Origin of the sequence: Nesterenkonia marinintestina, from assembly GCF_025420485.1 — a bacterium.
Lineage (GTDB): Bacteria > Actinomycetota > Actinomycetes > Actinomycetales > Micrococcaceae > Nesterenkonia > Nesterenkonia marinintestina.
In genome coordinates, this window is sequence record NZ_JAOEFD010000008.1 from 80,581 (window position 1) to 98,046 (window position 17,466).

A 17,466-nucleotide genomic window follows, 5' to 3' on the forward strand; every position below is an offset into this window, starting at 1 on the left:
CGGGGCGCACCCGGATGCGCGGTGCTCCGACGGTCAGTCGGTCACGGCGATCACATCGCGCGGGTGAGGATCGCCTGCTTGACCTCGGCGATCGCCTTGGTGACCTCGATGCCGCGCGGGCATGCGTCGGTGCAGTTGAAGGTCGTGCGGCAGCGCCACACGCCCTCCTTGTCGTTGAGCACCTCCAGGCGCAGGTCGCCGGCGTCGTCGCGGGAGTCGAAGATGAATCGGTGCGCGTTCACGATGGCGGCGGGCCCGAAGTACTGCCCGTCGGTCCAGAACACCGGGCAGGACGACGTGCACGCCGCGCACAGGATGCACTTGGTGGTGTCGTCGAACCGCTGGCGCTCCTCCGCCGACTGCAGCCGCTCGGCGGTCGGGGCCGGAGAGCTGTTGATCAGGAAGGGCATGATCTCTCGGTAGGACTGGAAGAACGGCTCCATGTCCACGATCAGGTCCTTCTCGATCGGCAGACCCTTGATCGGCTCCACCGTGATCGGCTTGGAGGTGTCCAGGTCCTTCAGCAGGGTCTTGCAGGCCAGACGGTTGCGTCCGTTGATGCGCATCGCATCCGAGCCGCAGATCCCGTGCGCGCAGGAGCGGCGGAACGTGAGCGACCCGTCGATCTCCCACTTGACCTTGTGCATGGCGTCCAGCACGCGGTCGGTGCCGAACATGGTGATCGTCCACTCGTCCCACCGGGCCTCCTCGGAGAACTCCGGGTCGTAGCGGCGGACCTTGAGGGTGATGTCGAAGCTGGGAACCTCGCCCCCGCCCTCGCCCTGATCGAGGTCGACCTTGGAGGCGGGCTCTGCGACGTCGGAAGTGGTGCTCATCAGTACTTACGCTCCATCGGCTCGTAACGGGTGAAGACGACCGGCTTGGTGTCGAAACGGATGCCCTTGATGCCCTCCATCTCAGCCTCAGGGTCCTTGTAGAGCATCGAGTGCAGCATGAACCGGTCGTCGTCGCGGTCCGGGAAGTCCTCGCGGTAGTGGCCGCCGCGGGACTCCTGACGGTGCAGGGCGGAAACGGTCATGACCTCGGCCATGTCGAGCAGGAAGCCCAGCTCCACAGCCTCGAGCAGGTCGAGGTTGAACCGCCGACCCTTGTCCTGGATCTGCACGTTCCGGTACCGGGCGCGCAGCTTGTCGATCACGTCGAGCGCCTCGCGGATGGTCTCCTCGGAGCGGAACACCTGCATGTTCGCGTCCATGGTCTCCTGCAGGTCCGATCGGATGGCGGCCACCCGCTCGCCGCCGGAGCCGCTGCGCACGACGTCGAGCATCTCCACCGTCGCGGTCTCCGGGGTCTCCGGCAGCTCGACGAACTCGGCGCCTGCGGCGTACTCGGCCGCGGAGATCCCGGCCCGCTTGCCGAAGACGTTGATGTCCAGCAGCGAGTTGGTGCCCAGACGGTTCGAGCCGTGGACCGAGACGCAGGCCACCTCGCCCGCGGCGTACAGCCCGGGCACGATGGTCTCGTTGTCCTGCAGGACCTCGGCGTCCACCGTGGTCGGGATCCCGCCCATGGCGTAGTGGCAGGTCGGGAACACCGGCACCGGCTCCGTGTAGGGCTCCACGCCCAGGTAGGTGCGGGCGAACTCGGTGATGTCGGGCAGCTTCGAGTCGATGTGCTCCGGCTCCAGGTGGGTCAGGTCCAGCAGCACGTAGTCCTTGTTCGGACCGGCGCCGCGCCCCTGCCGCACCTCCTCGGCCATCGACCGGGCGACGATGTCACGCGGGGCGAGGTCCTTGATGGTGGGGGCGTAGCGCTCCATGAACCTTTCGCCATCGGCGTTGCGCAGGATGCCTCCCTCGCCGCGGGCGGCCTCGGAGAGCAGGATGCCCAGTCCGGCCAGGCCGGTCGGGTGGAACTGCACGAACTCCATGTCCTCCAGCGGGATCCCGGCCCGGTAGGCGATGGCCATGCCGTCGCCGGTCAGGGTGTGGGCGTTGGAGGTGGTCTTGAAGATCTTGCCCAGACCGCCGGAGGCGAAGACGACGGACTTGGCCTGGAAGATGTGGATCTCCCCGTCCGCCAGGTCGTAGGACACCACGCCGGCCACACGCTTCTGCATGAATGTGGAGCCGTCCTCGCGGGTGGCCTCCTCCTCGACGGTGAGCAGGTCGAGCACGTAGTACTCGTTGTAGAACTCGACGTTGTGCTTCACGCAGTTCTGGTACAGCGTCTGGAGGATCATGTGACCGGTGCGGTCCGCGGCGTAGCACGCGCGGCGCACGGCGGCCTTGCCGTGGTCCCGGGTGTGGCCGCCGAAGCGGCGCTGGTCGATCTTCCCCTCCGGGGTGCGGTTGAAGGGTAGCCCCATCTTCTCGAGGTCGAGGACCGCGTCGATGGCCTCCTTGGCCATGACCTCGGCGGCGTCCTGGTCGACGAGGTAGTCACCGCCCTTGACCGTGTCGAAGGTGTGCCACTCCCAGTTGTCCTCCTCCACGTTGGCCAGCGCGGCGCACATGCCGCCCTGCGCGGCCCCGGTGTGGGAGCGGGTCGGGTAGAGCTTGGTCAGCACGGCGGTGTGCGCACGCTGGCCCGATTCGATGGCGGCGCGCATGCCGGCGCCTCCTGCGCCGACGATGACGACGTCGTACTTGTGTACCTGCATCAGTGGAGGGTCTCTCTTCTCGGGTGTCTCAGAGGTGGTGCTCGACGGAGGGTCAGCCGACGACGTCGTGGCAGAAGGCCGGGACGGAGTCCAGCAGCTCGCCGGAGGAGTCCATCAGGCAGGGCTCGAAGGTGAAGATCACCAGGGTTCCCAGGGTGATGATCACTGCGGAGGCGACGAAGAGGATGCCCTTGAGTGCGACGCGGGTGCGGTCCTTCTCGGCGTAGTCGTCGATGATCGTGCGCATGCCGTTGGTGCCGTGCAGCATCGCCAGCCACAGCATCACCAGATCCCAGAACTGCCAGACCGGGTTGGCCCACTTGCCGGCGACGAAGCCGAAGTCGATCTGGTGGATGCCGTCGCCCATCATCAGGTTGGTCCACAGGTGGACGAAGATCAGCACGATCAGCGCCAGGCCGGAGATGCGCATGAACAGCCAGGCGGCCATCTCGAAGCTGCCGGAGCCGGAGCCGCTGCGGAGGTACTTGGGGTCGATTCGGCCGGAGCGCGGGGCCTCGATGCCGTGCGCGGGGAGGACCGCTTCGGGGTTCTTGGTCGTCATGATCAGGCTCCCTGGAAGAACAGCATCAGGTGGCGGACGGTGAAGGCGGCCATGGTGATCACCCAGAGCCCGACGACGCCCCAGAGGAGCTGCCGGTGGTACCGGGTGCCCTGCTTCCAGAAGTCGACGAGGATGATGCGCAGGCCGTTGAAGGCGTGGAAGACGATGCCGCCGACCAGTCCGATCTCGCCGACGATCATGATGGGGTTCTTATAGGCGCCGATCACGGCGTCGTAGGCCTCGGGGGAGACCCGCACGAGCGAGGTGTCGAGCACGTGGACCAGCAGGAAGAAGAAGATCCCCACCCCGCTGATCCGGTGGACGACCCACGACCACATGCCTTCGCGGCCCCGGTACAGGGTCCCGCCTGTCTTGGTTTGCGTCACGAGTTCCTAACCTCCCTGCAGCGCCGCACGGAAGACCGCCCACCGCCCCTCCCTCGGGTGCGGCGATCGCGCGGCGGTGCTGACTCGTACGAGGCCGGTGCGAATGCGATCTCGAGACACCAGCGTACGACACCGCGGCCCCCAGGTCGGGCCGCGACGACGAGGTCGCGGCAATATTGCGACGTACGCGCGTCCGATGGGCCCGCGCCGGGCGGGGTGCCGAATGCCGCGGGGCGCTCCGCGCGCCGCGCAGACCGGTCACGTCCGTCTACCCTGTAGGGGTGACTCATGGAGATGAGGGCGCCGCACGCACGCCCGCCGCGACCCGCGCCGATCCCTTCGAACGCTTCACCACAGTGATCCCCGCCGGAGGTGTGGGGACGCGTCTGTGGCCCCTGTCCCGGGCGAAGGCGCCGAAGTTCCTCCATGACCTCACCGGCTCCGGGACCACGCTGATCCGAGGCACCTACGAACGCATGGCGCCGCTGACCGGAGCGCACGTCATGGTCGTCACCGGGGAGGACCACCGGGAGGCGGTGCGCCGGCAGATCCCGGAGCTCGACGTCGAAGACCTCATCCTCGAGCCCTCTCCGAAGGACTCGGCGGCGGCGATCGGTCTGGCCGCGGCGATCCTGGCCCACCGCGACCCGGACATGATCATGGGCTCGTTCGCCGCCGACCAGGTGATCGCCCCGGTCGACGCCTTCCAGGACGCCGTCCGGGAGGCCGCCGCGACCGCCGCCACGGGCAGGATCGTCACCATCGGGATCACCCCGACCTACCCGTCGACCGGCTTCGGATACATCCGACGCGGAGCGCAGCTCGACGTCGACGGCGCCCCGCACGCCCATCAGGTCGACCGCTTCGTGGAGAAGCCCGACGAGGCGACGGCCCAGCGCTACGTCGACTCCGGGGACCACCTGTGGAACGCGGGGATGTTCGTAGCACCGGTCGGACTGCTGCTCCACCATCTGAGGCGGACCGAGCCTGAGCTGCACGCCGGGCTGACGGAGATCGCCGAGGCCTGGGAGGCCGGCGACGGAAGCGCCGAGGAGGTGATGGCCCGGGTCTGGCCGACGCTGACCAGCACCGCCATCGACTACGCGGTCGCCGAACCGGCGGCCGACGCCGGTGACGTCGCCGTCGTTCCGGGGGACTTCACCTGGGACGACGTCGGCGACTTCGCCGCGATCGCGCGGCTCAACCCGGCGGAGCACGAGGATGCGATGACGGTTCTCGGCGAACAGGCGCGGGTGTACTCCGACCAGTCCTCCGGCGTCGTGGTCTCCGACACCCGGCGCGTGGTCGCCCTGATCGGCGTCGAGGACATCGTGGTGGTCGACACCGACGACGCCCTGCTGGTCACCACCACCGATCACGCCCAGGCGGTCAAGCAGGCCGTGGAGGCGCTGCGCGAGAAGGGAGACTCCGATGTCCTCTGACACGTCTTCGGGCCGCACGTCGGACCGGGCCGGTGCGGTCGCGGCCGAGCTGGAGCCGCGGCTGATCGGGATGCGTCGTGAGCTGCACTCCCGCCCCGAACTCTCCTGGCAGGAGGTGCAGACCACCGAGCGGATCGCCGGCTGGCTGCGCGAGGCCGGCCTCGACCCGCAGCTGCTGCCCACCACCACGGGCCTCTACGTCGACGTCGGCGCCGGACCGCACGTGGCCGGGTTCCGCGGAGACATCGACGCCCTGCCCATCACCGAGTTCACCGGGCTCGACTACGCCTCCGTGCACGAGGGCGTCGCCCATTCGTGCGGACACGACATCCACACCACCGTGATGCTCGGGCTCGCCCTGTCCCTGCACCGGCTGCACACCGAGACCGACGGCGGCATCGGCGGCACGGTGCGCGTGATCTTCCAGCCGGCCGAGGAGACCATGCCGGGCGGGGCGCTGGAGGTCATCGCCCAGAAGGTGCTGGAGCCGCTGCCGCGGGTCTTCGCGCTGCACTGCGAGCCGCGCATCGACGTCGGCTCCATCGGCACCCGCATCGGAGCGATCACCTCCGCGGCCGACGTGGTCCGCATCGAGGTCTCGGGCCGCGGCGGGCACACCTCTCGGCCGCACCTGACCGAGGACGTGGTCGGGGCCCTGGCGCACATCGCCGCCACGGCGCCGAACGTGCTCGCCCGGCGGATCGACGTGCGCTCGGCGGTCTCGCTGGTGTGGGGTCAGATCCACGCCGGCAGCGCCCACAACGCCATCCCGGCCACGGGGACCCTGACCGGGACCATGCGCATCCTCGACGCGGAGGACTGGTGGCGGGCCGGGGACGTGCTCGACGAGATCATCACCCAGTGCGCGGCCCCGTTCGGCGTCGACGTCGACGTGGAGCACGTGCGCGGGGTCCCCCCGGTGCACAACACCGAGTCGGAGACCGGGCTGGTGGAGTCCGCGGCGCGGGAGGTGCTCGGACGGGGCGCGGTGCTGCTGGCGCCGCAGTCCATGGGCGGCGAGGACTTCGCCTGGATGACCCATGAGCGTCCCGGTGCGATGTTCCGGCTGGGCACCCGCACCCCCGGCGGGGAGGACTACGACCTGCACCGCGGAGACTACGTCCCCGACGAACGGGCGATCGGAGTCGGACTCCGGGTCATGCTCGGCGCCGCCCGTCGGCTGCTCGGCGGTGTCTGAGGAGACGGCCGGGCAGCCGAGTGCGCCGCGCCGTAGGATGGGGCCATGAGCGTGAACGACGACCGCGCAGAGCCGGCACGCCGCGGCGCACCGGCAGAGGACGACTTCGAGCTGACCGGCAGCCTGCGTGCTGCCGCCGACGCCGGACGCATCGACTGGGACGCCCTGACCACCCGGGCCCGCATCGCGATGACCAAGGCCTACGCCCCCTACTCCGGATATCCCGTCGGAGCCGCCGCGGAGCTGGACACCGGGACCGTGGTCAGCGGCTGCAACGTGGAGAACGCCTCCTACGGGGTCGGCCTGTGCGCCGAATGCACCCTGGTCGGACAGCTGCGGATGTCCGGCGGCGGCCGGATCGCGGCGTTCGTCTGCGTCGACGGCTCCGGCGAGCTCATCACCCCTTGCGGCCGCTGCCGTCAGCTGCTCCACGAGTTCGCCGCCGAGACCATGTACGTGCGGACGGCCCGGGGCGTGATCACCATGGACGAGCTGCTGCCGCAGGCCTTCGGACCGAACGACCTCGGAGTCGGAGACCACGCCGATCCGGGCCCCCGCACCGACTGAGCCCCGCACCGGCGTCTTCGTCGGCGTCCGCAGCCGCGTCGGCGCCGTTCGACGTCCGCATCGACCCAGACCACACCGAGACAGCACGCCCGACCCAGTGAGGTGACGCGCCATGACCGCAGAGAGCACACCCGACCCCCAGGCCTTCGACGTCGTCGATCTGATCAGGACCAAGCGCGACGGCGGTCGTCTGGCCGACGACGAGATCGCCTGGCTCATCGACGCCTACACCGACGGCCGCATCGCCGAGGAGCAGATGTCCGCGCTCGCGATGGCGGTCCTGCTGCGCGGGATGGAGCGGGCAGAGATCTCGCGGTGGACCCGCGCGATGATCGAGTCCGGCGAACGCATGGACTTCTCCTCCCTGACCACCGCCGACGGCACCCGCCGCCGGACCGCGGACAAGCACTCCACCGGAGGCGTCGGGGACAAGATCACCCTGCCGCTGGCGCCGCTGGTCGCCGCCTTCGGCGTCCCGGTCCCGCAGCTCTCCGGCCGAGGACTCGGCCACACCGGCGGCACCCTCGACAAGCTCGAGGCGATCCCCGGCTGGCGGGCCTCGCTGAGCAGCGAGGAGATGCTCCGCCAGCTCGACGAGGTCGGCGCGGTCATCTGCGCGGCCGGGGCCGGGCTCGCCCCCGCCGACAAGAAGCTCTACGCCCTGCGCGACGTCACCGGCACCGTGGAGGCCGTCCCGCTGATCGCCTCCTCGATCATGTCGAAGAAGATCGCCGAGGGCACCGACGCGCTGGTCCTCGACGTCAAGGTCGGAGCCGGTGCGTTCATGAAGACCCGCGCCGACGCCGACGAGCTCGCCCGCACCATGGTCGCCCTGGGGACCGACGCCGGTGTGGCGACCACCGCGCTGCTCACCTCGATGGAGTCCCCGCTGGGGCTGACCGCCGGAAACGGCGTGGAGGTCGAGGAGTCCGTGGAGGTCCTGGCCGGCGGCGGACCCTCCGACGTCGTCGAGCTGACCGTGGCCCTGGCCCGGGAGATGCTCACCGCCGCGGGCCTGCCCGAGGCCGACCCCGCCGAGGCTCTGCGCGACGGCCGAGCCATGGACGTCTGGCGCCGGATGATCGCCGCCCAGGGCGGAGACCCCGACGCCGCGCTGCCGCAGGCGGCCCACCAGCACACCGTGGCCGCCCCGGCCACGGGCACGCTCACTCGGATGGACGCCATGTCCGTCGGCCTGGCCGCCTGGCGCCTGGGAGCCGGCCGCGCCCGGAAGGAGGACGCCGTGCAGGCGGGGGCCGGGGTGCGGATGCACGCGAAGCCGGGGGATCAGGTCACCGAAGGCCAGCCGCTGTTCACCCTGCTCACCGATGAGGAGCAGCGGATCGGACGGGCCGAGGAGGCGCTGACCGGCGCCGTCGACGTCGAGGAGTCCGCACAGGCCGCCCCGCAGGAGCTGATCCTCGGGCGCATCACCGCCGACGACCTCTGACCCGTCGGCCCCGCAGTGCTCGGCGAATGGCTGGACCTGTTCCAGGACACCCTCCTGGACGCGGCCAGCGGGTGGTGGACCCTGCTGGCCGTCTTCGCCGTCACCTGCTTCGACGGGGTCGTGCCCATCTTCCCGTCGGACACCGTGGTGGTCGGCCTCGGCACGATGCTCGGGGAGGCCGGCGTCCCCGCCTGGTACTGGGTGGTGCCCACCGCCGGGCTGGGAGCCCTGCTGGGAGACTTCACGGCCTACCGGATCGGACGCTCCATCGGGACCGAACGCTTCCGATGGATGCGCCGACCCGCGCCGCAGCGCGCGCTGGCCTGGGCCCGGCACGAGCTGGACAAGCGCGGCGCGCTTGTCATCTTCGTCGGACGATTCATCCCCGGGGCCCGGGTCTCGATCAACTATGTGGCCGGTGCGACGCGGTACTCCCAGCGCCGATTCCTGGTGATCGACGGAGTCGCCTCCCACGTCTGGGCCGGCTACAGCCTGGCGGTGGGACACATCGGGTCGACGCTCTTCGACTCGCTGGTGGTGGCGGTGGTCGTCGCGGTGACCTTCGCCGTCGTCGTCGGCTGGGTGTTCGACCTGATCTTCCGCGCGGTCACCGTCTGGCTGGACCGCCGCGGCGTGGCCATCGACCCGGAGGGCTACCTCGACACCTCGGCCATCGAGGTGGAGCGCCCGATCCGCCTGCGCCGTCGGGACCGGTCGGACGGTCAGGACGACGGCGGCGCCGGCCGATAGACTCGCCGGTATGACTGAGAGCCCCGCCGCTGAGCCCGCCGCACTCGACCGCATCGCCCGGCTGGAGGAGAAGGTCCGCCAGCTGCCGAAGGTCTCGCTCCACGACCACCTGGACGGCTCGCTGCGTCCGGCGACGATGATCGCCCTGGCCGCCGAGATCGGACACACCCTGCCCGCCGACGACGCCGACGGACTCGCCGCATGGTTCGTGCAGTCCTCGACCTCAGGCTCCCTGGAGCAGTACCTGGAGGGCTTCGCCCACACCACCGCGGTGATGCAGTCCGCCGCCTCCCTGCGCCGCATCGCCGCCGAGTACGTCGAGGACCTCGCCGCCGACGGCGTGGTCTACGCCGAGGTCCGCTGGGCCCCGGAGCAGCACCAGCAGGAGGGGCTCAGCCTCGCCGAGGCGGTCGACGCCGTGCAGAACGGGCTCGAGGACGGGATGCGGACGGTGGCCGAGAAGGACGGGCTCATCGTCGTCGGACAGCTCCTCTCGGCGATGCGCCAGTCGGACCGCGCCGAGGAGATCGTCGACCTCGCCCTGCAGCGCCGCGGTGCCGGGGTGGTCGGGTTCGACATCGCCGGGCCCGAGGACGGCTTCCCGCCGTCGCGCTTCGCCGCGGCGTTCACCCGACTCGCCGAGGGGATGCTCCCGGCCACCGTGCACGCCGGTGAGGGCGACGGCGTCGCCTCAGTGCGCGACGCCCTGGTCTCCGGCCGGGCCCAGCGGCTGGGCCACGGGGTCCGGATCGCGGAGGACATCTCCGTCTCCGAGGTCTCCGAGGAGACCGAGGACGGAGAGGAGGCGCTCGAGGTCAGCCTGGGAGAGGTCGCCCGCTGGGTGCGGGACCGTCGCATCCACCTGGAGATGTGTCCGACGTCGAACCTGCAGACCGGGGCCGTCGCCGGGTTCGCCCCCGACGGCGAGGAGGCGGTGCTGGAGGACCACCCCTTCGACATGCTCCACCAGCTGGGCTTCAGCGTCGGGGTCAACACCGACAATCGGCTGGTCTCCGGGGTCACGCTCTCCGGCGAGCTGGCGCGGTTGGCCGTGGCCTTCGACTACGAGACCGCGGAGCTGGCCGACTTCCAGATCAATGCGATCGGAGCGGCGTTCCTGGGCTATGAGGAGCGCGAGGCGCTCTCCGCCCTGATCCGCGAAGCCTGGCAGTGAGCGAGCGGTGAGCGACCGGGAGGACCTGCCGGACCGGAGGCCGCACCCGTTGCCCCATATGGTGCGGCTGGAGCAGGTCATCGCCGAGCTGCGCGAGCACTGCTCCTGGACCGCCGGGCTCACCCACGAGGCGCTGACCCGCTACATGCTCGAGGAGGCCCGAGAGGCCGTCGATGAGATCGAGTCCGGCGCCGTGGGGGACCCGGCGGCCGATGACAGGCTGCGCGTCGAGCTCGGCGACGTCCTGCTCCAGGTGGTGCTCCACGCCCAGCTCGGGGCGGAGCGGGGAGCCTTCGACCTGGACGGCGTCGCGGAGGCCATCACCGCCAAGCTGATCCGCCGCAACCCCCACGTCTATGGCCCGGACGGGAGGCTGGCTCCGCGACCCGCGAGCGACGCGGAGATCGAGGCCAACTGGGCACGGGTCAAACGGCAGGAGAAGGGTCAGCTCTGAGCCGCCGCGGTGGGGGACCGGGCTATAGAGTGGGGACGTCAGCGTCGACGCCTGAATCCCCCATCCGAGAAGGAGCATCCATGTCTCTGATCGCCAGCGTGTTCGGCCGCGAGGTCCTCGACTCCCGCGGCAACCCGACCGTGGAGGTCGACGTCCTGCTCGACGACGGCAGCTTCGGCCGGGCCGCTGTGCCGTCCGGCGCCTCCACCGGAGCGTTCGAGGCCGTGGAGCGTCGTGACGACGACTCCGGACGCTACCTCGGCAAGGGTGTGACCGGTGCGGTCGGCGCCGTCAACGACGTCATCGCCCCCGCGCTCGAGGGGCAGGACGCGACCGAGCAGCGAGTCATCGACCAGATCCTCCTGGACCTCGACGGCACCGAGAACAAGGCGAGCCTCGGCGCCAACGCGATCCTCGGCGTCTCGCTGGCCGTGGCCGAGGCCGCCGCCGACGCCTCCGACCTGCCGCTGTACAAGTACCTGGGGGGCCCGAACGCCCATGTGCTTCCGGTGCCGATGATGAACATCCTCAACGGCGGGTCCCACGCGGACTCCAACGTGGACATCCAGGAGTTCATGATCGCCCCCGTCGGTCAGGCCACCTTCTCCGAGGCCCTGCGCGCCGGCGTCGAGGTCTACCACGCGCTGAAGGCCCTGCTGAAGGAGCGCGGACTCTCCACAGGGCTCGGCGACGAGGGCGGATTCGCGCCGAACCTGGACTCCAACCGTGAGGCCCTGGACCTGATCTCCGAGGCGATCACCCGTGCCGGCTACACCCCCGGCACCGACATCGCCCTGGCCCTGGACGTGGCCGCCAGCGAGTTCTTCTCCGACGGCGTCTACACCTTCGAGGGTCAGCAGAGGTCGGCGGAGCAGATGAGCGCCTACTACGCGGAGCTGGTCGAGGCCTACCCGCTGGTCTCCATCGAAGATCCGCTCGACGAGGACGACTGGGACGGCTGGCGCACCCTCACCGAGCAGATCGGGGAGAAGGTGCAGCTGGTCGGCGACGACCTCTTCGTCACCAACCCCGACCGTCTGCGCCGCGGGGTGGAGTCGGAGACGGCGAACTCGCTGCTGGTGAAGGTCAATCAGATCGGCTCGCTCACCGAGACCTTCGAGGCCGTCTCCCTGGCCCAGCGCAACCGCTACACCACGATGATCTCCCACCGGTCCGGCGAGACCGAGGACACCACGATCGCGGACATCTCGGTGGCCGCCAACGCCGGTCAGATCAAGACCGGCGCGCCGGCCCGCTCCGAGCGCGTGGCCAAGTACAACCGGCTGCTGCGCATCGAGGAGGAGCTCGGCGACGCCGCCGCGTACGCCGGGGCCTCCGCATTCCCCCGGTTCTCCGCCTGAGCGTCGCCGGATCGTCGCCTGAGCGTCGAGCCTCGGTCCCGGTCCGGTGTCGCACGGGCCGGGGCCGTCTGCGACGCCCTATCCTGGTCCCAGTGACCGTGACAGCGATAGTGACAGCGATAGTGACGGTGACAGTGATGTTGCGAGGAGAGCGAGACCGTGGCCGAGGACGACGAGCAGCACCGTGATCGACGTCGCGCCGATCGGGCGCGCTCGGCTCCGCAGCGGCGGCTCGCCGAGCGTGACCGGGTCTCCGGAGAGATCCGCGTGCCCGCACGCATCACCGCGGCCCGTGCGCGTCGCGCCGAGGAGCGCGGAGGCCGGGACCACCGGTCCGCCCGACCCGTCAGCGCTCGGACCTCGGTGCCCGAGCGCACCGTCTCCGGACGGATGATCGTGCTCACGCTGGTCGCCCTGGTCGTGCTGTCGTTCATGGTGCCCACCGCCCGGACCTACTTCCAGCAGCGGGCCGAGGTCTCCCAGCTCGAGGCCGAGATCGCTCAGGAGCAGGAGCGTCAGGGGGATCTGGAGGCCGACATCGCCCGCTGGGACGACCCGGAGTACGTGCGCCAGCAGGCCCGTGAGCGGATCAACCTGGTGATGCCGGGGGAGCGCCGCTATCAGATCGTCGGAGAGCTCGACGAGGCCGGCACCGACGTGCCCGAGAACCAGGAGTCCGGCGAGGTGCGCACCGATCTGCCCTGGGCCGACGCCCTGTGGGACTCGGTCATGCGCTCCGCCGCCGAGTGACCGGGCTCCGCCCACCATCGATGAGGAACCGCCCGATGACTGACGCCGTCCCCACACCGGAGGACCTCGACACCCTCAGCCTCCAGCTGGGACGCCCCGTGCGCGACGTGGTGGAGATCCCGGCCCGCTGCGTGTGCGGCTCGCCGCTCGTCGCGGCCACCGCGCCGCGACTGAGCAGCGGGATCCCCTTCCCGACCACCTTCTACCTGACCCACCCGGCCGCGACGCAGGCGGCCTCCCGGCTGGAGGCCGACGGGGTCATGGCGGAGATGAGTCAGCGGCTGGTCGACGACCCCGACCTGGCCGCCGCGCACCGTGAGGCCCACCGGAACTACCTCTCCGAGCGGGAGCGCATCCGCATCGCCGCGGGCATTGAGCCGGTGTGGGAGATCGAGGGCGTCAGCGCGGGAGGCTACCCGGAGCGGGTCAAGTGCCTGCACGTGCTCGTCGGCCACGCGCTCGCCGTCGGTCCCGGGATCACCCCGCTGGGGGACGAGACCCTGGAGCGCATCGCCGCCGACTTCAGCCCGCAGCGCTGCGTCTGCGCCGAGTCCTGGGACTCCGGGGCGGAGGTCCCCGCCGAGGACCTGAGCCGCCATGTGCGGCTGCTGCGTCGCCGTGAGCAGGAGCAGAACGAACCTCAGACCCAAGCCCAGACCCGAGCTCAGACTGACGAGGAGGAGCGCCGATGAGGACCGCCGCCGTCGACTGCGGGACCAACTCCATCCGACTGCTGATCGCCGACGTGGCCGACGACGGCGCCTCGCTGACCGACGTGGAACGAGCCATGACCGTCGTCCGTCTGGGCGAGGGCGTCGACGCCGCAGGCGAGCTCTCGGAGGCCGCCCTGGACCGCACCTTCGCCGCCGTCGACGACTATGCGGACCGGATCGCCGCCCACGGTGCCGAGTCGGTCCGCTTCGTCGCCACCTCGGCCACCCGTGACGCCGGCAACCGCGACGTCTTCGTCGAGGGTGTGCGGAAGCGCCTCGGCGTCGACCCGGAGGTCATCTCGGGCGAGGAGGAGGCCGCGCTGTCCTTCGCGGGAGCGGCCTCGGTCCTGGACTGGGAGACCGACCGGAAGGTCCTCGTCGTCGACCTCGGGGGCGGATCCACCGAATTCGTGCTCGGCACGGCCGCCGGGGTGGAGAGCTCGATCTCCACCGACATGGGATGCGTGCGCTTCACCGAGCGCCACCTGAGCTCCGACCCGCCCACCGACCGGGAGATCGCCGCAGCGGTCGCCGAGGTCCGGGAGCACCTCGACGACGTCGCCGCGGCGGTGGACCTGGCATCGGTGGAGACCGTGGTCGGTGTGGCCGGGACCATCACCACCGTCGCCGCCGAGGCGCTCCACCTGACCAGCTACGACCGTACGGCCATCCACGGGGCCGAATCGGCGATCGCCGAGGTCCGTGAGGCCGCCGACCGTCTGCTGTCCGCCACCGCAGAGCAGCGGGCGGCCAAGGGATTCATGCACCCCGGCCGTGTGGACGTCATCGGGGCCGGGGCGCTCATCTGGCGCACGATCCTGGACCGGCTGGAGGAGCTCACCGACGGGCGGACGGATTCCGCGATCGCCTCGGAGCATGACATCCTCGACGGAATCGCCCTGTCTGCGGCCCAGCAGGACTGACGGGCGGCGCGACGGTGAGAAGCAGCACCGTCGCCGCACACGACCGACGACAGAGACGCCATGACCGCTGATCCGCATCCGACCCGATCCCGCCGGCCCCGATCGCTCGCGGCGGCCTGGGCCGCCGCACTGGTGGCCGCTCCGCTGGTCGTCGCGCCCCCGGCGCACTCCTCGCCCGAGGAGCAGCCCGACGAGCTCCCCGACCAGCTGCCCGATGCGCTGCTCGACGAGCTGCGCGACTCCGCATACTGGCTAGAGGACTACGGCGTCGACCAGGCGTGGGAGACCACCCGCGGGGAGGGGGTGAGGATCGCCGTGCTGGACACCGGCGTCGACGGCGACCACCCCGTCCTCGAGGGTGCGGTCACCGGCGGCACCGACGTCTCCGGCTCCGGCGGGGACGGCGGTCCGGTGGAGCAGGTCGCCCAGGAGCACGGGACCCTGGTCGCCTCACTGGCGGCGGGACGCGGGGTGGAGACCGCCCAGCGCGACGAGTCCGGCGTCGTCGGGGTCGCCCCGGAGGCGGAGATCCTCAGCGTGTCGATGGACCTGGCCATCGACGACGACGGCGGCACCACCCTGGAGGACCAGGTGGTCGAGGCCGTGGACTGGGCGGTCGAGAACGACGCCGACATCATCAACATGTCCTTCTCCATGCCGGACGCCCAGCAGTGGCCCGAGTCCTGGGACGAGGCGTTCCTGCGTGCCGAGCAGGAAGATGTGCTCGTCGTCGCGGCGGCGGGCAACCGGATGAGCGGGCACTGGAGCGTCGGCGCACCGGCCACCGTGCCCGGTGTCCTCACCGTGGCCGGCGTGGACGAGGAGGGCCGGGTGAGCGAGGACGCCTCCTCCCAGGGCATCTCCATCGACATCTCGGCCGCCGCGGAGCCTCTGGTCGGAGCGATCCCCGACGGCGACTACGCCGAGTGGACCGGCACCTCCGGGGCGGCGCCCATCGTCTCCGGTGCGGCCGCGCTGGTCATGGCCGCCCACCCGGACCTGTCCGCGGCCGAGGTCCGCGAACGCCTGAAGGCGACGGCCTCCTCCGCCGCCGACGGTGCGGAGGAGGGCTCCTCGGACCCGGTCTACGGCAGCGGGATCCTCGACGTCGGGGAAGCGGTGACGGCCTCCGAGGTGCCCGACCTCGACGAGTCGGACCAGACCCTGGAGGAATGGATCCGCATCCATCGCCGCGACGAGGGCGACGGCGACGACGGCGAGGACGGCGAGTCCGACGCGGAGGAGACCGAGGCCGCCGCCGACGGTGAGGCTGACGGCGACGACGGCGCGGACTCCGAGGGCGGAGGCTCCGAGGGCGCTCCGCGTGAGATGCCGGAGGCCAGGGCGACCGACGAGGTGCAGTCCTGGGCGGGTCCGGCGGTGGTGATCGGCGCCGGCGTCGTCATCCTCGGCGTGGTGTTCGCAGGTGCGGCGCACCTGGTCTCGCGCCGCCGCCGGAGCGATTCTCCCTGACCCCGCGATCTGGCTAGGATGAGACCCATGGCACTCTCTCAGAAGCTCTCCCAGAAGCCTCGCATCCTCGTCGTCGGAGGCGGCTACGTCGGCCTCACCGTCGCCCGACAGCTCCAGAAGAAGGTCAAGGCGGCCGGCGGAGTGGTCACCGTGGTGGACCCGCTTCCGTACATGACCTACCAGCCGTTCCTGCCTGAGGTCGTCGGCGGCCACATCGAGGCCCGCCACGCGGTGGTCAACCACCGCGAGCACCTGAGGGACACCGAGCTGCTCAACGGGTCGCTCGTCTCGGTCGACCACGAGGCGCGGACCGCCACGGTCGAGCTCGAAGGCGGAGGCACCGCGGAGGTGCCGTACAAGGAGATCGTCATGGGCGCCGGGGCGACGACCCGCACCTTCCCCATCGAGGGACTCGGCGATCAGGGCATCGGCCTGAAGACCATCGAAGAGGCCGTGTACGTGCGCAACCGCATCCTGGAGCGGATCGAAGCGGCCTCGATGATGACCGACGAGACCGCCAAGGCCCGGGCCCTGACCTTCACCGTGGTCGGCGGAGGGTTCGCCGGCATCGAGTGCATCGCCGAGATGGAGGACATCATCCGCGGCGCGGTGGACGCCAACCCGCGCCTGAGCCAGTCCGACGTGCGCATCGTGATGGTCGAGGCCATGGGGCGGGTCATGCCCGAGGTCACCGAGGATCAGGCCGAGGGCGTCGTCGAGCACCTGCGCGGCCGCGGGATCGAGGTGCTGCTCAACACCTCCCTCGGATCCGCGGTGGGAGGAGACCTCCAGCTCATCAGCATGGCCGACAAGTCCGAGGCCGACCGCTTCGGCTGCGACACCCTGGTGTGGACCGCCGGAGTGGCCGCGAACTCCGTGGCGAAGTCGACCGGCTTCCCGATCGACGATCGCGGCCGCATCAAGGTCGCCGCCACCCTGCAGATCGTGGGCGAGGACGGCGACGTGATCGAGGGTGCCTGGGCCGCCGGAGACGTGGCCGCGGTGCCGGACCTCACCGGTGCCGGTCCGGGCGGCTTCTGCGTGCCGAACGCTCAGCACGCGCTGCGTCAGGCCAAGCAGCTGGCACAGAACCTCACGGCCGTGCGCTTCGGCCAGGGTCAGGTGGACGAGTACCGCCACGAGTCCCTCGGCGCCGTGGCCGGCCTGGGCATGTTCCAGGGCGTCGGCAACCCCAAGGGGGTCAAGCTGGCAGGCCTGCCGGCATGGCTGGCCCACCGCGGGTACCACGGCATGGCGATCCCGAGCGTTGAGCGCTCCGTCCGCATCGCGACCGGGTGGGTCAATGAGCTGATCTTCGGCCGCGACTTCACCCCGCTGCGTGACCTGGAGAACCCGCGCGAGGCCTTCGAGCGGGCCGCGGGGAAGAAGAAGGACGAGGTCAAGGCCTGACCCGTCGATGATTCGCCGATGACCCGTCATCGATGACCCGCCGATGACCTGGTCGGCCCGCACCTGGCAACGGGTGCGGGCCGAGGTCGTCCTCCGGATCGTCGCACCGGCCCCCATAGCCCAACCGGCAGAGGCAGCCGACTTAAAATCGGTCCAGTCTGGGTTCGAATCCCAGTGGGGGCACCCCTCCGACACGACCCGACGTTCGCTCGGGGGCGAAACCCCGCCGT

At 70.8% G+C, this 17,466-nt stretch carries 17 protein-coding genes and 1 tRNA gene; 14 read left to right on the forward strand and 4 right to left on the reverse strand.

The features are described 5' to 3' along the window. Positions 1 to 50 precede the first annotated feature (50 nt). From N7E59_RS08015 to sdhC, 4 genes are read right to left on the reverse strand one after another with little or no spacing between them, the layout of a single operon-like run. Entirely contained in the window at positions 51 to 836 is a 786-nt protein-coding gene (locus N7E59_RS08015; RefSeq protein ID WP_261624404.1) for a succinate dehydrogenase iron-sulfur subunit, read from the reverse strand. Beyond that, positions 836 to 2,623 carry a succinate dehydrogenase flavoprotein subunit gene (gene sdhA, locus N7E59_RS08020; RefSeq protein WP_261624405.1) on the reverse strand — a complete coding sequence of 596 codons (1,788 nt, stop codon included), beginning with the start codon at positions 2,621 to 2,623 and terminating at the stop codon, positions 836 to 838. Before sdhA ends, N7E59_RS08015 begins: the two co-directional genes overlap by 1 nt. 52 nt (positions 2,624 to 2,675) lie before the next feature. Beyond that, complete coding sequence (locus N7E59_RS08025) at positions 2,676 to 3,185, reverse strand: succinate dehydrogenase hydrophobic membrane anchor subunit (protein ID WP_261624406.1); 510 nt, start codon at positions 3,183 to 3,185, stop codon at positions 2,676 to 2,678. A gap of 2 nt (positions 3,186 to 3,187) precedes the next feature. Beyond that, positions 3,188 to 3,571, reverse strand: coding sequence for a succinate dehydrogenase, cytochrome b556 subunit (gene sdhC / locus N7E59_RS08030; protein WP_261624407.1), 384 nt, complete (start codon positions 3,569 to 3,571; stop codon positions 3,188 to 3,190). A 356-nt stretch (positions 3,572 to 3,927) separates the two neighbouring features. On the opposite strand from sdhC, the gene N7E59_RS08035 reads away from it, so the two are divergent. The 14 genes from N7E59_RS08035 (at position 3,928) to N7E59_RS08100 (ending at position 17,419) form a co-directional block, all read left to right on the forward strand. After that, entirely contained in the window at positions 3,928 to 5,013 is a 1,086-nt protein-coding gene (locus tag N7E59_RS08035) for a mannose-1-phosphate guanylyltransferase (protein ID WP_261624440.1), read from the forward strand. Then, positions 5,003 to 6,211 carry an amidohydrolase gene (locus tag N7E59_RS08040; protein ID WP_261624408.1) on the forward strand — a complete coding sequence of 403 codons (1,209 nt, stop codon included), beginning with the start codon at positions 5,003 to 5,005 and terminating at the stop codon, positions 6,209 to 6,211. The genes N7E59_RS08035 and N7E59_RS08040 overlap by 11 nt, the downstream gene beginning before the upstream one ends. A gap of 45 nt (positions 6,212 to 6,256) precedes the next feature. After that, a complete protein-coding gene (locus N7E59_RS08045) occupies positions 6,257 to 6,778 on the forward strand; it encodes a cytidine deaminase (protein WP_261624409.1) in 522 nt (173 codons plus the stop codon). Between the two features lie 112 nt (positions 6,779 to 6,890). Continuing rightward, positions 6,891 to 8,228, forward strand: coding sequence for a thymidine phosphorylase (locus N7E59_RS08050; protein WP_261624410.1), 1,338 nt, complete (start codon positions 6,891 to 6,893; stop codon positions 8,226 to 8,228). Positions 8,229 to 8,243: 15 nt separating this feature from the next. Then, positions 8,244 to 8,978, forward strand: a complete 735-nt coding sequence (locus N7E59_RS08055) for a DedA family protein (protein ID WP_261624411.1) — start codon at positions 8,244 to 8,246, stop codon at positions 8,976 to 8,978. Positions 8,979 to 8,988: 10 nt separating this feature from the next. Continuing rightward, positions 8,989 to 10,152 carry an adenosine deaminase gene (locus N7E59_RS08060; RefSeq protein WP_261624412.1) on the forward strand — a complete coding sequence of 388 codons (1,164 nt, stop codon included), beginning with the start codon at positions 8,989 to 8,991 and terminating at the stop codon, positions 10,150 to 10,152. Between the two features lie 7 nt (positions 10,153 to 10,159). Beyond that, positions 10,160 to 10,606, forward strand: a complete 447-nt coding sequence (locus N7E59_RS08065; protein ID WP_261624413.1) for a MazG nucleotide pyrophosphohydrolase domain-containing protein — start codon at positions 10,160 to 10,162, stop codon at positions 10,604 to 10,606. Between the two features lie 80 nt (positions 10,607 to 10,686). Next, positions 10,687 to 11,967 carry a phosphopyruvate hydratase gene (gene eno, locus N7E59_RS08070; RefSeq protein WP_261624414.1) on the forward strand — a complete coding sequence of 427 codons (1,281 nt, stop codon included), beginning with the start codon at positions 10,687 to 10,689 and terminating at the stop codon, positions 11,965 to 11,967. Between the two features lie 159 nt (positions 11,968 to 12,126). Beyond that, on the forward strand, positions 12,127 to 12,717 hold the full coding sequence (locus tag N7E59_RS08075; protein ID WP_261624415.1) for an FtsB family cell division protein: 591 nt from the start codon (positions 12,127 to 12,129) through the stop codon (positions 12,715 to 12,717). Positions 12,718 to 12,752: 35 nt separating this feature from the next. Continuing rightward, positions 12,753 to 13,409: a DUF501 domain-containing protein gene (locus tag N7E59_RS08080; RefSeq protein ID WP_261624416.1), complete on the forward strand. Its 657-nt coding sequence runs from the start codon at positions 12,753 to 12,755 to the stop codon at positions 13,407 to 13,409. Further along, complete coding sequence (locus N7E59_RS08085) at positions 13,406 to 14,353, forward strand: Ppx/GppA phosphatase family protein (protein WP_261624417.1); 948 nt, start codon at positions 13,406 to 13,408, stop codon at positions 14,351 to 14,353. Before N7E59_RS08080 ends, N7E59_RS08085 begins: the two co-directional genes overlap by 4 nt. Before the next feature lie 60 nt (positions 14,354 to 14,413). Beyond that, entirely contained in the window at positions 14,414 to 15,826 is a 1,413-nt protein-coding gene (locus N7E59_RS08090) for a S8 family peptidase (RefSeq protein ID WP_261624418.1), read from the forward strand. 27 nt (positions 15,827 to 15,853) lie between these two features. Beyond that, the gene (locus tag N7E59_RS08095; protein WP_261624419.1) at positions 15,854 to 17,236 is read left to right on the forward strand and encodes an NAD(P)/FAD-dependent oxidoreductase; all 1,383 of its coding nucleotides are present in this window, start codon (positions 15,854 to 15,856) and stop codon (positions 17,234 to 17,236) included. 109 nt (positions 17,237 to 17,345) lie between these two features. Next, positions 17,346 to 17,419 (forward strand) — tRNA-Leu (locus tag N7E59_RS08100). The last annotated feature ends 47 nt before the right edge of the window (positions 17,420 to 17,466 follow it).

Bases quoted from the DNA above. Each gene is read 5' to 3' on its own strand.
- N7E59_RS08015 (WP_261624404.1), bottom strand. From the start codon at position 836: ATGAGCACCACTTCCGACGTCGCAGAGCCCGCCTCCAAGGTCGACCTC.
- sdhA (WP_261624405.1), bottom strand. From the start codon at position 2,623: ATGCAGGTACACAAGTACGACGTCGTCATCGTCGGCGCAGGAGGCGCC.
- N7E59_RS08025 (WP_261624406.1), bottom strand. From the start codon at position 3,185: ATGACGACCAAGAACCCCGAAGCGGTCCTCCCCGCGCACGGCATCGAG.
- N7E59_RS08040 (WP_261624408.1), top strand. From the start codon at position 5,003: ATGTCCTCTGACACGTCTTCGGGCCGCACGTCGGACCGGGCCGGTGCG.
- N7E59_RS08045 (WP_261624409.1), top strand. From the start codon at position 6,257: ATGAGCGTGAACGACGACCGCGCAGAGCCGGCACGCCGCGGCGCACCG.
- N7E59_RS08050 (WP_261624410.1), top strand. From the start codon at position 6,891: ATGACCGCAGAGAGCACACCCGACCCCCAGGCCTTCGACGTCGTCGAT.
- N7E59_RS08060 (WP_261624412.1), top strand. From the start codon at position 8,989: ATGACTGAGAGCCCCGCCGCTGAGCCCGCCGCACTCGACCGCATCGCC.
- eno (WP_261624414.1), top strand. From the start codon at position 10,687: ATGTCTCTGATCGCCAGCGTGTTCGGCCGCGAGGTCCTCGACTCCCGC.
- N7E59_RS08080 (WP_261624416.1), top strand. From the start codon at position 12,753: ATGACTGACGCCGTCCCCACACCGGAGGACCTCGACACCCTCAGCCTC.
- N7E59_RS08085 (WP_261624417.1), top strand. From the start codon at position 13,406: ATGAGGACCGCCGCCGTCGACTGCGGGACCAACTCCATCCGACTGCTG.
- N7E59_RS08090 (WP_261624418.1), top strand. From the start codon at position 14,414: ATGACCGCTGATCCGCATCCGACCCGATCCCGCCGGCCCCGATCGCTC.
- N7E59_RS08095 (WP_261624419.1), top strand. From the start codon at position 15,854: ATGGCACTCTCTCAGAAGCTCTCCCAGAAGCCTCGCATCCTCGTCGTC.